Source organism: Arthrobacter tecti, assembly GCF_054511355.1.
This window is the reverse complement of record NZ_JBTNCT010000002.1, coordinates 179390-193766: the sequence shown is the minus strand read 5'-3', so window position 1 is coordinate 193766 and position 14377 is coordinate 179390. Positions and strand designations below refer to the sequence as shown.

The 14377-nt window shown below is 65.1% G+C and carries 12 protein-coding genes and 2 tRNA genes; 12 read left to right on the top strand and 2 right to left on the bottom strand.

The annotated features are described in order from the left end of the window. The first annotated feature begins 12 nt into the window (after window positions 1–12). The 6 genes from gltX (at window position 13) to ACX80C_RS03320 (ending at window position 6255) form a co-directional block, all read left to right on the top strand. Window positions 13–1527 (top strand): glutamate--tRNA ligase, encoded by a 1515-nt coding sequence (gene gltX, locus ACX80C_RS03345; protein WP_459324811.1) that lies wholly within the window; start codon window positions 13–15, stop codon window positions 1525–1527. A 1-nt stretch (window position 1528) separates the two neighbouring features. After that, window positions 1529–2242, top strand: coding sequence for an HAD family hydrolase (locus ACX80C_RS03340; RefSeq protein ID WP_459325089.1), 714 nt, complete (start codon window positions 1529–1531; stop codon window positions 2240–2242). Window positions 2243–2309: 67 nt separating this feature from the next. Beyond that, a tRNA-Gln gene (locus tag ACX80C_RS03335) sits at window positions 2310–2381 on the top strand. 140 nt (window positions 2382–2521) lie between these two features. Next, window positions 2522–2594 (top strand) — tRNA-Glu (locus ACX80C_RS03330). A gap of 179 nt (window positions 2595–2773) precedes the next feature. After that, window positions 2774–4606 carry a dynamin family protein gene (locus tag ACX80C_RS03325; RefSeq protein ID WP_459324810.1) on the top strand — a complete coding sequence of 611 codons (1833 nt, stop codon included), beginning with the start codon at window positions 2774–2776 and terminating at the stop codon, window positions 4604–4606. Continuing rightward, window positions 4603–6255: a GTPase gene (locus ACX80C_RS03320; RefSeq protein WP_459324808.1), complete on the top strand. Its 1653-nt coding sequence runs from the start codon at window positions 4603–4605 to the stop codon at window positions 6253–6255. Before ACX80C_RS03325 ends, ACX80C_RS03320 begins: the two co-directional genes overlap by 4 nt. Here ACX80C_RS03320 and ACX80C_RS03315 read toward each other — a convergent pair whose 3' ends face one another. Together ACX80C_RS03315 and ACX80C_RS03310 are read right to left on the bottom strand one after the other, a co-directional pair. After that, window positions 6256–6786: a DUF1697 domain-containing protein gene (locus ACX80C_RS03315; protein WP_459324807.1), complete on the bottom strand. Its 531-nt coding sequence runs from the start codon at window positions 6784–6786 to the stop codon at window positions 6256–6258. An 88-nt stretch (window positions 6787–6874) separates the two neighbouring features. Further along, window positions 6875–7594 (bottom strand): IclR family transcriptional regulator, encoded by a 720-nt coding sequence (locus ACX80C_RS03310; RefSeq protein WP_459324806.1) that lies wholly within the window; start codon window positions 7592–7594, stop codon window positions 6875–6877. A gap of 115 nt (window positions 7595–7709) precedes the next feature. On the opposite strand from ACX80C_RS03310, the gene leuC reads away from it, so the two are divergent. The 6 genes from leuC to ACX80C_RS03280 all read left to right on the top strand — a co-directional run bounded on the left by leuC (window position 7710) and on the right by ACX80C_RS03280 (window position 14367). Continuing rightward, the gene (gene leuC, locus ACX80C_RS03305) at window positions 7710–9179 is read left to right on the top strand and encodes a 3-isopropylmalate dehydratase large subunit (RefSeq protein ID WP_459324805.1); all 1470 of its coding nucleotides are present in this window, start codon (window positions 7710–7712) and stop codon (window positions 9177–9179) included. An 85-nt stretch (window positions 9180–9264) separates the two neighbouring features. Beyond that, on the top strand, window positions 9265–9864 hold the full coding sequence (gene leuD / locus ACX80C_RS03300; RefSeq protein ID WP_167993452.1) for a 3-isopropylmalate dehydratase small subunit: 600 nt from the start codon (window positions 9265–9267) through the stop codon (window positions 9862–9864). Window positions 9865–10072: 208 nt separating this feature from the next. Next, window positions 10073–11434, top strand: coding sequence for a UDP-N-acetylglucosamine 1-carboxyvinyltransferase (murA, locus tag ACX80C_RS03295; RefSeq protein ID WP_167993451.1), 1362 nt, complete (start codon window positions 10073–10075; stop codon window positions 11432–11434). 22 nt (window positions 11435–11456) lie between these two features. After that, on the top strand, window positions 11457–12215 hold the full coding sequence (locus ACX80C_RS03290; RefSeq protein ID WP_459324804.1) for a lysophospholipid acyltransferase family protein: 759 nt from the start codon (window positions 11457–11459) through the stop codon (window positions 12213–12215). Next, complete coding sequence (locus ACX80C_RS03285) at window positions 12212–13243, top strand: NAD(P)H-dependent glycerol-3-phosphate dehydrogenase (RefSeq protein WP_459324803.1); 1032 nt, start codon at window positions 12212–12214, stop codon at window positions 13241–13243. Before ACX80C_RS03290 ends, ACX80C_RS03285 begins: the two co-directional genes overlap by 4 nt. Further along, complete coding sequence (locus tag ACX80C_RS03280) at window positions 13225–14367, top strand: D-alanine--D-alanine ligase family protein (RefSeq protein WP_459325088.1); 1143 nt, start codon at window positions 13225–13227, stop codon at window positions 14365–14367. Before ACX80C_RS03285 ends, ACX80C_RS03280 begins: the two co-directional genes overlap by 19 nt. Window positions 14368–14377: the final 10 nt, after the last annotated feature.

Genomic DNA, 14377 nt, shown 5'->3' with positions numbered 1-14377 from the left:
CTGGGATCCATCATGACTACTGCTGATCTCCCTCTTGCCGATCTCCCCACCGTCACTGCCGAAACCCCGGTTCGGGTGCGCTTCTGCCCGTCGCCGACCGGCGTGCCGCACGTTGGTCTCATCCGCACTGCGCTCTTCAACTGGGCCTATGCCCGGCACACCGGCGGAACCATGGTTTTCCGGATCGAGGACACTGACGCCGCCCGGGACAGTGAAGAGAGCTACCAGCAGTTGCTCGATGGGCTGAAATGGCTTGGCATCGACTGGGACGAAGGCGTCGAGGTAGGCGGACCGCACGGTCCTTACCGGCAGTCCCAGCGCAGCGAGATCTATCAGGACCTCATCGCCAAGCTGATGGCGGCAGGTCACCTGTATGAGTCCTACTCCACACCGGATGAGGTGGAGGAGCGGCATCGTGCCTCAGGCCGTGACGTAAAGCTTGGCTACGACAACTTCGATCGCAACCTCACCGATGAGCAGAAGGCGTCCTACACAACCGAGGGACGTCAGCCCGTGCTCCGCCTCCGCATGCCGGATGAGGACATCACCTTCAATGACCTCGTCCGCGGGGAGATCACCTTCGCCGCCGGCAGTGTTCCGGATTTCGCCGTCGTGCGGGCAAACGGTGCACCGCTGTACACGCTGGTGAATCCGGTGGACGACGCCCTCATGGGTATTACGCACGTGCTGCGCGGCGAGGATCTGCTCTCCTCGACCCCCAGACAGGTGGCCCTGTACCGCGCGCTGATTGACATTGGGGTGGCCCGATACATGCCCTTGTTCGGGCACCTACCGTACGTGATGGGACAGGGCAACAAGAAGCTGTCCAAACGTGATCCCGAGTCAAACCTTTTCCTGCACCGGGAACGCGGATTCATCCGTGAGGGGCTGCTGAACTACCTCTCGCTCCTGGGCTGGTCACTGAGTGCGGATGAAGACATTTTCACTGTCGATGAACTAGTCGAGAAGTTCGACATCCATGATGTGCTGGCCAATCCCGCGCGCTTCGACGTGAAGAAGGCTGAGGCGATCAACGGTTCCCACGTGCGTCTGCTGGATCCGGAAGATTTCAGGATGCGGTTGGTTCCGTACCTCCAGTCGGCGGGATTGCTTGGGCAGACGCTCGGCACCAGCGAACTGCAGATCCTCACCGACGCTGCGCCGCTTATCCAGGAACGCATCACGCTGCTTGGCGAGGCGCCGGAGATGCTCGGTTTCCTGTTCAGGTCCGACGCCGAGATCACGGTTGCCGAGGACGCCCGAAAGGGCCTGCCCGCAAACTATGCGGAGGTGCTGGAAGCTGCACTCAAGGCCCTCGAACCTGTGGAGGAGTGGACGGCAGAGAACATCCAGGCGGCGCTGCGTCATGCACTCGTTGAAGAGCTTGGGATGAAGCCCCGCGTGGCCTTCGGTCCCGTCCGGACCGCTGTCTCGGGCCGGAAGATCTCACCGCCACTGTTTGAATCCATGGTGATCCTCGGCAAGGACTCGTCGCTGGCACGGGTCCGGGCGCTTCGCAGTGAATGAGATGCACGCCGTCGAGGGCGTCCTGTTTGATATCGATGACACCCTCGTGGACCTCGAAACCGCGATGGGCCGCACCCTGCACCACGTCGGTGCGGAAACCCTCGCGCATCTAAGCGAAGCCGAGTGGGCAGAGTACAAGCGGCTCTACACCCGTGATCCGCATGGTTATTACAACCAGTACCTCGCTGGAGAACTCACGTTCACCGAGCAGCGCGTCAGGCGGGCCCGGCATGCCCAGGCGTCCTTCGTCACCGAACCGTTGGAGGGTGAGTCAGCGCACCGGTGGAACAGCGCCTATGAGGCGATCCTGCCGCTGCATTTCAAACCGTACGACGACGTCGTCCCCCTCCTGGACGCGCTGGACGAGGTCGGCATCCCCTACGGCGCCGTCAGTAACAACGTGCATGACTATCAGCGCGCGAAGCTGGACAAGGCCGGGCTGGAGTGTGTGGCGGCGCTGGTTGGAATTGACGCGGTTGGCGTCGCGAAGCCGGATCCGGCGATCTACCTTGAAGGCGCCCGCAGGCTCGGCACAAGTCCGTCCGCAACGCTCTATGTCGGGGACAATCCCGCCATCGATGCGGAGGGGGCGGATGCGGCCGGGCTCGTGGGGATTTGGCTGGACCGTGGGCTACACACCGGTGTTGAAGGGTTCAAGGGGCGGCGCATCACCTCGCTTGCGCACGTTTTGCAGTTCGTGCAGGAAATCCGGTAAAGTTTTATCTCGGCGCGGACGGGATTGGCCTGCTGCAAAGCACAGGAAAACCTCCGAAAAGTGCCATTGGGGTATGGTGTAATTGGCAACACACTGGTTTCTGGTACCAACATTCTAGGTTCGAGTCCTGGTACCCCAGCGCTGTAAATCAGCACAATTTGTGCGGACCGTTTAGGTAGATGGTTCGGATAAATTTGGTCGGTTTCAGTTTGGCGCACAGCGTCGGATGTGAAAGAATCATCTAGCTCGTTTGGCGGGAAACCGGCAAACACAAAGTCTGGCCCCATCGTATAGCGGCCTAGTACGCTGCCCTCTCACGGCGGTAACGCGGGTTCGAATCCCGCTGGGGTCACAACGGTTCCGCCTCAACCATTGCGGTTGGGGCGGAACGTTTTTAACGCCCCACCTCTCCCGTTGCATCGACTCTCCTCAAACGGTTGTTCTCAGCGGGTTGAATCGGTTTGGAAGCACCATTTGAGGAGAGTCGATGCGGGCCCACAGACTCCGGGCGGGAGCTGGCATGATGGGATCATGACTGTCTCGCCGCCGGAATCCGATGCCGCGGGGCTTCCCGTCCTGCTCGGTCGCCTCCGGGAAATCCTGGACAGCGTCACTTTTCCACTTGAATTTCCCGGCTCCGCTGGTGCCCGGCGGGAAACGGCCGCCGCCGTGGCGCAGTTGGATGACTACATCTTGCCCCGCGTGCAGAGCCTTGATGCGCCGCTGCTTGCGGTGGTCGGCGGCTCAACGGGTGCCGGCAAGTCAACACTGGTGAACGCCCTCGTGGGCCACCCGCTCACCCGCTCCGGGGCGATCCGGCCCACCACGCGACAGCCCATCCTTCTTCACCATCCGGCCGAAGGACACTGGTTCGCTGACGACCGCGTGCTGCCGACGCTGTCCCGGCAGCGCGTCGTCGTCGTTCATCCTGAGGCGGACCCGGTTCCGGCCTCCCGCGTGGGCACGTATCACGACGCCGGAAGCGCGGCCCAACTGCGGCTTCAGCCGGACGCGATGATCCCGCTGGGCCTTGCCCTGCTCGATGCGCCGGACATTGACTCGATCGCGGACGAGAACCGGCGCCTCGCATCCCAGTTGCTCGCCGCTGCGGATCTGTGGCTGTTCGTGACCACGGCCAACCGCTATGCTGACGCCGTTCCCTGGGAGTTGCTGCGGGAGGCGGCGCAGCGGGACATCCTGCTCGCGGTCGTGCTGGACCGGGTGCCGCACGGCGTCGAGGAGGAGGTGCGCGAGGATCTCCATACGCTGCTGGCGGCCGAGCAACTCGGCCACGCGCCGATCTTCGTGATCCCGGAGGAGCGGCTGGACCCGCTCGGAATGCTTCCTGGTGAATCGATCGACCCGCTGCGGCGGTGGCTGCAGGCGATTGCCGCTGATGCCGAGGGGCGCAGGGAAATCGCACGTCGGACGGTCGAAGGTGCTGTGCGGGCACTCGGGCGCAGGGTGGACGGCCTCGCGGGCGCACTCGATGATCAGGAAGAGGCCGCGTTACGGTTGCGGGAAACCGCCAGGAAAGCGTACGACGGCGCCCTCGCGGCAGTGCTCGAATCGACCAAGGACGGCACACTGTTACGCGGTGAGGTGCTGGCCCGCTGGCAGGACTTCGTGGGTACAGGCGAATTCATGCGCGGTCTGGAATCGCGCGTGGGACGGATCCGGGACCGGATCGGCGGCTACCTCAGCGGCAAGCCGCCGAGGGCGGTCACCGTAGAGACGGCCATCGAGAGCGGACTGCAGACCGTCATTGTCGAGGAAGCAGCGAAGGCCGCGGATCAGACCCGCCGTCTCTGGCGGGCCGAAGCTGCCGGCCGGGCGCTGCTGGCAGGAGACGCGGAGCCGATGTCACCGGATTTCACCGACAAGGTTGCACGCGAGATCCGGGCCTGGCAGAAGGACCTGTTGGAACTTGTCCGATCCGAGGGAGCAAACAAGCGGTTCGCCGCACGGATGCTGTCTTTCGGGGTCAACGGCGTGGCGGTTGCGCTCATGATTGTGGTGTTTGCCTCCACGGCGGGCCTCACGGGAGGCGAGGTGCTGATTGCCGGCGGTTCCGCCGTCGTCGGGCAGAAACTGCTCGAAGCCATCTTCGGTGAGGATGCCGTGCGGCGCCTGACCAGGACTGCTCGGGACCAACTGCACAAGCGCTGCGAGAAGCTGTTGACGGCGGAGCGTGAGCGTTTCATCGACCTCCTCGGAATTGCCTCCGGCGAACCACTGCCTGCCGACCTCCGCGCGCTCGCGGCGACTCTGTCCGAGCGGCGCACCGTGGCCGAAGATCTGGCCTCTGAGCCACCTCAGGGGCAAAACCTTGAGGACGGCTGCAATCGGGAGGGTGAGCGGTGAGCCGGCATCGGGGGGAGAGGTCGGAATCGCAGCGGCAGGCACGCCTGGCAACTCGCCTGGAATCGCTGAATACTGCGCGTGAACTCGCTGTTGGACGCATCGATGCACACGAGCTGCAGCAACTGTACGGGGTGCTCGACAGGGCGAGCACGCGGCGGTCCCTTTCCTCGGGGCACACCGTCGTCGGGCTGTTCGGGCCCACTGGAAGCGGGAAATCGTCGCTGCTCAACGCGCTCACCGGAACTGACCTGGCGCGGGTGGCTGCGCGCCGCCCCACCACCGCCGAACCGCTCGCCGTGATCTGGGGCGAGGACGGCAGCTCGGACCTGCTGGACTGGCTCGAAGTGCAGAACCGTCATGTCATGCCCGACGGCGCAGCCCTCCTTCCCGGCGTGAACGGCAGTCGCGCGGATGCCGACGGCGGGCTCATCCTCCTGGACCTCCCGGACTTCGACTCAACGGAACGCGGTCACCGGGTGATCGTCGAGCGGTTGGCAGGCCAGGTGGACGTGCTGCTCTGGATCGCCGATCCGCAGAAGTACGCCGACGCCGCACTCCATCACGACTTTCTGGATCCGCTGGCTACCCATGGGGCGGTGACGCTCGTTGCTCTTAACCAGGCGGACCGGCTGGCGGAGGATGAGCTTGATGAGGTGACCGGTTCACTGAGGCAGATCCTCGCCGCTGAGGGGCTGGGCTCCGTGACAGTGCACCCGGTGTCGGCTGTCACCGGCCAGGGACTGCAATCAATTGCTGAGGATGTCCGCGCGATCGTGCGGAAGAAGGAGGCTGCGACCGGGCGGCTCTCTGCGGACGCCGACGTAGCCGTTGCCTCGCTTCAGGAATTTACCGGCGCCGAGCTGCAGGCCCCTTCCAAGATGGTGCGGACTGCCCTCGCCGACCGGCTCGCGGGTGCTGCCGGCGCCGACGCGGTGATTGACGCCGTCGTGCGCTCCTATCGCCGGGATGCCCACGCAGAGACCGGCTGGCCGGTCACCCGGTGGCTGGGGCGGCTTCGCGCGGATCCGCTGCGGCAGCTGAACCTCCGCCGCAGCGATGTGCAGCAATTCATCGGCAGGACCTCGCTGCCGGAACCCGGCCCTGCACAGCGCGCAGCGGTCGACCGTGCGCTGCGGAACTTCGGCGAGGAAAGCTCCAACGGTGCGGTGGAACCCTGGCGGACGGCGATCCGGGATGCCGCGAGGAGCTCCGAGCCGGAACTCCTCGATAGCCTCGATGACGCCGTAGCGAAGACCGACTTCACCTCCGGATCCCGCGCGTGGTGGTGGCCGGTAGCCGGGGTGGTTCAGTGGCTGTTCCTGGCCGCGATGGTGGTCGGAATCGGCTGGCTGGGCGTCCTGGCGGGCCTGGGATTCCTGCAGCTCCCGGTTCCACCCTCACCCCGGGTCGAGGGAATCCCGGTGCCCACGCTGCTGGCGCTCGGGGGAGTGGCGGCGGGAATCGCCCTGGGCATTCTGTGCGCGGCACTGGCCCGAATCGGCGCGCAGCGGCGGGGTAGACGCGTACGACGGCGGCTGGTCGCCTCGATCAGCGGGGCCTCCGACGCAGGGGCGGTGGCGCCTGTGGCGGCCGAAGTTGAACGCTACAACGCATTCACCCGTGCCGTGGAAGAAGCAGCGAAGCGCTGATCAGCGTACGAGCGCCGCGAGCACTTTCTGCATGGTCCGGATGTTGCGCGTGGTGGTTGCGCTTTTGAAGCGGGCCTTGTTAGTGAAGGCGTTCAGGGGACTTTCGAGGGTCTGGCCCTTGGGAGACTGCCATGCGGCGGCGACGGTCCCCAGGGGGTGCACCGGTTCGTTGATGGTGCCCGCGAACTTGACGAGCTCTGCGAGGACAGCGGGGTCCGAGAAGAGTGTGAGGTAGGTGTGGGTGGTCGGGTCGTCAGCCGGGAAGGGGCATTCGGAGACTATCCGGGATACCGCATCGGCATCGAGCACCACCACCCACGCTTCGTAGCCGAAGCGCGTCCGTAGGGCCTGCTCGGCGGCGGATTTCAGCTCGGTGGGAGCCAGATCGCTGCTGCAGACCACGTTGCCGGAGGCCAGGAGGGTCTTGACATTCGTGACGGGCAGCGCAGCCATTGTCTGCTTGAGATCCGCCGACTTGATGGTGACACCGCCAACGTTCACGCCCCGGAGGAACACCGCGTAATCGCTCATGAAGCCCACTCTAAACCCGGAACTTTCGTGCAGCTCTGGTGACTTCAGGCGCTGGAATGTCGCCACAGCTGCACGAAAGTTCCCCCGGCTACTCCGCTGATTTCCCGACGGCGTTGGTCAGCTGCAGTGCGGCGTTCACCACCACTTCGGCGTGGATCCGCCCGGGTTGGCGGGTGAGGCGTTCGATCGGTCCGGATATTGAGACGGCGGCGATCACCCGGCCGGACGGGCCGCGTACCGGCGCCGAGACCGAGGCAACCCCCGCCTCGCGTTCGCCGAGGCTCTGAGCCCAGCCCCGCCGTCGTACTCCAGCAAGGACGGTGGGCGTATATCGGGCACTCTGCAGACCCTTGAGCAGCCGGTCATGGTCTTCCCAGGCCAGCAGGCACTGGGCAGCGGAACCGGCCTTCATGGACAGCTGGGTGCCAACGGGGATGGTGTCCCGCAACCCGATGGGGCGTTCAGCGGAAGCGACGCAGACGCGGGCATCGCCCTGGCGGCGGTAGAGCTGGGCGCTTTCGCCGGTGGCGTCGCGCAGCTGGAGGAGGATGGGCCCGGCGGAGGCGATCAGGCGGTCCTCACCGGCCGCCGAGGCAAGCTCAACGAGGCGGCTGCCGAGCACAAACCGTCCCTGGATGTCACGGCTGACCAGGCGGTGGTGCACCAGGGCAAGCGCGAGCCGGTGAACCGTTGGGCGGGCGAGGCCGGTGGAAACCACCAGCTGTGCGAGGGTTGTTGGCCCCGCCTCGAGCGCATCGAGCACAAGAGCCGCTTTATCAATCACGCCAACGCCACTAGAATTGTCCATAACTTGATATTGCCGTCTCATTATCTGAGACGCAAGTAGTCCGGGTAGCGCACGAAGCCGTGCGGCTGCTTCAGTTAATGGAAGATCTGATCAAAGGCACGCGGAGGAACCGGCCATGGGCAAGACGCTCGCAGAAAAAGTCTGGGAATCGCATATTGTGCGCAAGGGTGAGGTTGTGGGTGGCCAGGCGCAGCCGGACCTGCTCTACATCGACCTTCACCTCGTCCACGAGGTCACGTCCCCCCAGGCCTTCGAGGGCCTGCGGCTGGCAGGACGGCCGGTGCGCCGTCCTGACCTGACAATCGCCACCGAGGACCACAACACCCCCACCATCGACATTGACAAGCCGATCGCGGACCTGACCAGCCGCACGCAGATCGAGACGCTGCGTTCGAACTGCAAGGAATTCGGTATCCGGCTGCATTCGCTGGGCGACGCGCAGCAGGGCATTGTGCACATCATCGGTCCGCAGCTCGGCCTCACCCAGCCCGGCCTCACGGTTGTCTGCGGTGACTCCCACACCTCCACCCACGGCGCGTTCGGTGCCCTGGCAATGGGTATCGGAACCTCCGAGGTTGAGCACGTCATGGCTACCCAGACGCTCTCGCTCAACCCGTTCAAGACCATGGCCATCAACGTCGAGGGCACGTTGAAGCCCGGTGTGACGTCGAAGGACATCATCCTCGCCGTGATCGCGAAGATCGGCACCGGCGGCGGCCAGGGCTACGTCCTGGAGTACCGCGGCTCAGCGATCCGCGCCCTGTCCATGGATGCACGCATGACCATCTGCAACATGTCGATCGAGGCCGGGGCACGCGCCGGAATGGTGGCCCCGGATGACATCACGTTCGAATACCTCAAAGGCCGCGCACACGCTCCGGAGGGGGCTGACTGGGATGCCGCCGTTGAGAACTGGCGCACCCTGCGGACCGACGACGACGCCGTGTTCGACGCGGAGGTGTTCCTCGACGCCAGTGAACTCGAGCCCTTTGTCACGTGGGGCACCAACCCGGGCCAGGGCGTCTCGCTCAGCCAGTCCGTGCCCTCGCCCGAGGATTTCGCGGACGAGAATGAGAAGGCCGCGTGCAAGCGTGCCCTCGACTACATGGCCCTCGAAGCCGGCACGCCTATGAAGGACATCCGGGTGGACACCGTATTCCTCGGTTCCTGCACCAACAGCCGGGTGGAAGACCTGCGACTGGCCGCGGACATCATCCGGGGCCGCCAGAAGGACCCGAATATCCGCATGATGGTGGTCCCGGGATCCGCACGCGTCCGGCTCGAAGCCGAGGCCGAGGGGCTTGACAAGGTGTTCAAGGACTTCGGCGCCGAATGGCGTTTTGCCGGCTGCTCGATGTGCCTGGGCATGAACCCGGACCAGCTGGCGCCGGGGGAGCGGTGTGCATCGACGTCGAACCGCAACTTCGAGGGCAGGCAGGGCAAGGGCGGGCGCACGCACCTCGTCTCGCCCGTTGTTGCGGCCGCGACGGCGGTGCGCGGCACCCTGAGTTCGCCCAGTGACCTCGAGCCCGTACCACCCGGCGCTGCACTGCGCGCCGATGATTCAGCCAGCCACGCCGCCTAATTCCCATCGACTCAGCAGAAATGACTAGGAAGTCGGCCCAAACCTAGTCATTTCTGCTGACTCGATCGCTAAACGAGGAGCAAAAATGGAAAAGATCACCACGCATACCGGGATCGGCGTTCCACTGCGGCAAAGCAACGTGGATACTGACCAAATCATCCCCGCCGTCTACCTGAAGCGGATCACCCGCACCGGTTTCGAGGACGCACTTTTCGCGGCCTGGCGCAAGGATGAGAACTTCATCCTGAACACCGAACCGTTCAACCGTGGATCGGTACTCGTTGCCGGACCGGACTTCGGCACCGGCTCTTCCCGCGAGCACGCAGTCTGGGCTTTGAAGGACTTCGGCTTCCGGGCTGTCCTGTCCTCCAGGTTCGCTGACATCTTCCGCGGCAACTCCGGTAAGCAGGGCCTGGTTGCGGCCCAGCTCGCGCAGGACGACATCGAGCTGATCTGGAAGGAACTCGAGAACCATCCGGGAACCGAGATCACCGTGGACCTTGAAGCCCGCCTGGTGACGTGCGGCTCCATCGTCGCCCCGTTCCAGATCGATGACTACACGCGCTGGCGCCTTTTAGAGGGCCTTGATGACATCGGGCTGACCCTGCGCCACGAGGAATCCATCACGGCGTTTGAAGCGGAGCGGCCGAGTTTCAAGCCGACCACCCTGCCCGCCCGCACCTAGCCGAATTTCCGGGTGCAAGGAAGATCACCCACGTATCCGGAATTCTCTGCGTAGCCGGGCCGTTTGAACTCCCAGGCGGGCACAACATGGTGCAACACGATCCCATCCTGGGACCCGCCGGTATTTCAGTCTGGTAACAGTAGCTCCTATGCTTAGCAGGAGTCTTATCTGCTGTTGGGGCTTACACGTTGAAGGAAATTAGGTGTTCATGGGTAGCGTTCTGACAATCCGTGGTGGTGTCCCTCTCGCAGGCAAGGTGACCGTCCGCGGCGCCAAGAACCTGGTGCCGAAAGCAATGGTCGCGGCCCTGCTGGGCAACGCGCCGTCGGTGCTTCGGAACGTACCGGAGATCAAGGACGTAGACGTCGTCACCAGCTTGCTGAAGCTGCACGGCGTTGAGGTGACCAAGGATGAGGTGACCGGGGATCTCACCATGGACCCCGCGAACGCCAAGATGGCCGCGTCGAAGGACATCGACGCGCACGCAGGGGATTCGCGCATTCCCATCCTTTTCTGCGGTCCTTTGATGCACAGCATCGGCGAAGCGTTCATCCCGGACCTCGGCGGCTGCAAGATCGGCGATCGCCCCATCGACTACCACCTGCAGGTGTTGCGGAACTTCGGTGCCGTCGTCGACAAGCGGCCCGGTGGCATCTCCATCTCCGCCCCGAAGGGACTGCACGGCGCCAAGCTCGAGCTGCCGTACCCCAGCGTGGGTGCCACGGAGCAGGTCCTGCTGACCGCAACGCGCGCCGAGGGCATCACCGAGCTGAGGGGCGCCGCCGTCGAGCCGGAGATCATGGACCTCATTGCCGTGCTGCAGAAGATGGGCGCCATCATCGCCGTCCAGACTGACCGCACCATCCGGATCGAGGGCGTCAAGGAACTTGCCGGCTTCAACCACAAGGCCATTTCGGACCGCAATGAGACAGCCTCCTGGGCCTCGGCCGCACTGGTCACACGGGGGGACATCTACGTTGAGGGGGCCCGCCAGCTGGACCTCACCGCGTTTCTGAATACGTACCGCAAGATCGGCGGCGCGTTTGACGTGAACGACGACGGCATCCGCTTCTACCACCCGGGCGGCAAGCTCTCGCCGCTCGTCCTCGAGACGGACGTTCACCCCGGCTTCATGACTGACTGGCAGCAGCCGCTCGTGGTCGCGCTGACGCAGGCCGAGGGCGTTTCGATTGTCCACGAGACCGTGTATGAGAACCGGTTCGGCTTCACCGATGCCCTGGTCCGCATGGGCGCCAACATCCAGGTGCACCGCGAATGCCTCGGCAGCGTGCCGTGCCGGTTCGGGCAGCGTAACTTCCTGCACTCGGCCGTCATTTCCGGCCCGGTGCAGCTGCGCGGAACCGACATCGATGTGCCGGACCTCCGCGGCGGCTTCAGCCACCTCATCGCGGCGCTGGCAGCCAACGGAACCTCGCGGGTGACCGGCATCGAGCTGATCAACCGCGGGTACGAGCGCTTCCAGGACAAGCTCGAGGGCCTTGGCGCGGATTTCGACGTAGCGCAGATTGACGACGCCGCACAGAACGCCACCTCCGGGACCGGCCGCTAGCCGCGGCGGTGGGCCAACCAGTATGAAGGAACCTTTCTCCTCGCGTGCGACGTTCGCGGTGCTCGCCACCATTCTTCGGCCGCTCATGAACGCCATGATGTCCAAGGAATGGAAGGGCGCCGAGAACCTGCCGCGCAGCACCGGGTTCATCGTGTGCCCAAATCACGTCACCGAGATCGATCCCGTGGTGGTCGGCCATTTCCTCTACAACAACAAGGTACTCCCGCACTTCCTCGCCAAGGCGTCGCTGTTCAAGGTTCCCGTGGTCGGGGCCGCACTGCGTGCCACCCTGCAGGTGCCGGTCGAGCGGACGACGGCGGGAGCCAACCGCTCCCTCGATATCGCCAAAGAGGTAATCGAGGCGGGCGGCGGGATCATCATCTACCCGGAAGGGACGCTGACGCGGGACCCGGACATGTGGCCGATGAAGGGCCGGACCGGCGCCGCCCGCCTGGCCCTCCAGACCGGCGCGCCTGTGGTCCCGATCGCCCACTGGGGAGCGCACGAGGTTTTCCCGCGCTACGCCAAGCGGCTCTATCTGTTCCCGCGCAAGACCTCCCGCGTGCTGGTGGGCAAGCCCGTGGATCTCTCGGAGTTCCAGGGTGGCCCGATTACCCGGAGCACGTTGGATGCGGCAACGGAACGCATCATGGAGGATTTGACGGCGCTGGTTGCCGAGCTGCGTGGGAAGACCCCGCCCACCGAGCGCTGGGACCCGGCCGCAAAGAAGCAGAAGCGGACCGGGCGAAACTTCGAGACCCCTCAGGGTGAGGCTCAGTGACGCGTCGTCCTCCCGCCGTCGTCGCCGTCCTGGGTGCCGGCAGTTGGGGGACCACGTTCGCCAAGGTGCTTGCCGACGCCGGGAAGCGGCACGGCACGCAGGTACGGCTGTGGGCGCGCCGCGAGGACATCGCTGAGGAAGTCAACACCCGGCACACCAACAGCCAGTATCTGGCCGATACGGTTTTGCCCGGGAACATCACGTGCTCTGCGGATGTCGCGGCCGTGCTGGCGGATGTCGAGCTTGTGGTGATCGCAGTTCCCGCCCAGTCGCTGCGGTCCCAGCTGGGTGGGTGGAAGCCGCTGATGTCGCCTGACGCCGTCGTCGTTTCCCTCATGAAGGGCCTCGAGGTGGGCACGGATGACCGCATGAGCCAGGTGATCGCCGGTGAGTTGGGCCTGCCTGCGGAGCGCATCGCCGTGGTTTCCGGTCCGAACCTCGCCATGGAGATCGCGCGGCAGGAGCCCACGGCGTCCGTTGTGGCCTGCCCGGACCCCGAGGTGGCTACATGGATTGCGGCTGCCTGCACGGCGTCGTACTTCCGGCCCTACACCAACACGGACGTGGTTGGCGTGGAAATCGGTGGGATCGTGAAGAACGTGATCGCGTTGGCTGTGGGCATCTGCGAGGGCAAACAGATGGGTGACAATACCAAGGCCTCGGTCATCACGCGCGGGCTCGCCGAGACCACCCGCCTCGCCGTGGCCCTCGGCGCGGAGGCGGAGACGATGGCGGGGCTCGCCGGTATGGGGGACCTGATCGCCACCTGCTCGTCCTCGCTGTCACGGAACCATACGGCGGGCCGCCTGCTCGGCCAGGGCCTCACGCTCGATGAAGTTACCGCGCATATGAACCAGACCGCCGAGGGCATCAAGTCCGCGCAGGCCGTGTTGGACCTCGCGCGTCAACTGCGCGTCGATATGCCGATCACCGCTAGTGTTGTTGCCGTGCTGCAGGGCAACCTGTCGGTACACGACCTCGGCCCGCGCCTGCTGGCCCGCGAACTGAAATCCGAAGGCGAACTGTGACTTTTTCTGGCAAGCCCCGTGTCCTCGTGCTGTTCGGCGGGCGCTCGAGCGAGCATTCGGTCAGCTGTGTGACGGCCGCGGGCGTCCTGGACGCGATCGACAGGAACAAGTACGACGTCGTCCCTGTCGGTATTGCGAAGAACGGCCAGTGGTCGCTGGTTTCCTCGGATCCGGCGCAGTGGTCGCTGCGCTCCTCGGTGCTTCCGGAGGTGCCCGCCTCACCCGAGTCGGTGGTGCTGGCAACCGCTAAAGGCGAGGGCCAGGCCCAGGAACTCGTGGCCACCTCGTCCGACCGGATGCCGCGGAGCCTGGGTGAGGTCGACGTGGTTTTGCCGTTGCTGCACGGCCCGTTCGGTGAGGACGGCACGTTGCAGGGCATGCTGGAGATGGCCGATGTGCGGTACGTTGGCGCCGGTGTGCTGGCGTCCGCCGTCGGCATGGACAAGCACTACATGAAGGTGGTGTTTGCCTCGGCGGGGCTGAGTGTTGGTCCCTACGAGGTGATTACCGACCGCGAGTGGTCTCGTGACCGGTCGGTAAGCCTGGAGCGGGCCTCGCGGCTCGGCTTCCCGGTGTTCGTGAAGCCTGCGCGTGCCGGCTCCTCGATGGGTATATCGCGCGCAACCTCCCCGGCGGAGCTGGAGACCGCCGTGGAGGCTGCGCGCGAGTTCGATCCCAAGGTCATTGTCGAGGCCGGGATTGTTGGCCGGGAGATTGAGGTGGCAGTCCTGCAGGGCCGCGGCACCAATGACCCGCGTACCAGCCTCCCGGGCGAGATTGCCGTGCAGCCGGGGGAGCATGAGTGGTATGACTTCGAGGCCAAGTATGTGGACGGGTCCGCTGCCGAGCTGAGCTGCCCGGCGGACCTGCCTCCGGATGTGACCGAGCGGGTTCGTGAACTCGCTGCCCGGGCGTTCGATGCCCTCGGCACGGAGGGCCTCTCGCGCGTGGACTTCTTCTACACACCGGCCGGCGAGCTGATCATCAACGAGATCAACACCATGCCCGGCTTCACCCCGATCAGTATGTACCCGCAAATGTGGGCGAAGTCAGGGCTGACCTACACGGAGCTTATCGATGAGCTGATTGCCCTCGCCCTTGAGCGCAAGACCGGCCTCCGCTAGGTGCGGCTCG

Bases quoted from the DNA above. Each gene is read 5' to 3' on its own strand.
- leuD (WP_167993452.1), top strand. From the start codon at position 9,265: ATGGAAAAGATCACCACGCATACCGGGATCGGCGTTCCACTGCGGCAA.
- ACX80C_RS03340 (WP_459325089.1), top strand. From the start codon at position 1,529: ATGCACGCCGTCGAGGGCGTCCTGTTTGATATCGATGACACCCTCGTG.
- ACX80C_RS03310 (WP_459324806.1), bottom strand. From the start codon at position 7,594: ATGGACAATTCTAGTGGCGTTGGCGTGATTGATAAAGCGGCTCTTGTG.
- murA (WP_167993451.1), top strand. From the start codon at position 10,073: ATGGGTAGCGTTCTGACAATCCGTGGTGGTGTCCCTCTCGCAGGCAAG.
- ACX80C_RS03290 (WP_459324804.1), top strand. From the start codon at position 11,457: ATGAAGGAACCTTTCTCCTCGCGTGCGACGTTCGCGGTGCTCGCCACC.
- gltX (WP_459324811.1), top strand. From the start codon at position 13: ATGACTACTGCTGATCTCCCTCTTGCCGATCTCCCCACCGTCACTGCC.
- ACX80C_RS03315 (WP_459324807.1), bottom strand. From the start codon at position 6,786: ATGAGCGATTACGCGGTGTTCCTCCGGGGCGTGAACGTTGGCGGTGTC.
- leuC (WP_459324805.1), top strand. From the start codon at position 7,710: ATGGGCAAGACGCTCGCAGAAAAAGTCTGGGAATCGCATATTGTGCGC.
- ACX80C_RS03325 (WP_459324810.1), top strand. From the start codon at position 2,774: ATGACTGTCTCGCCGCCGGAATCCGATGCCGCGGGGCTTCCCGTCCTG.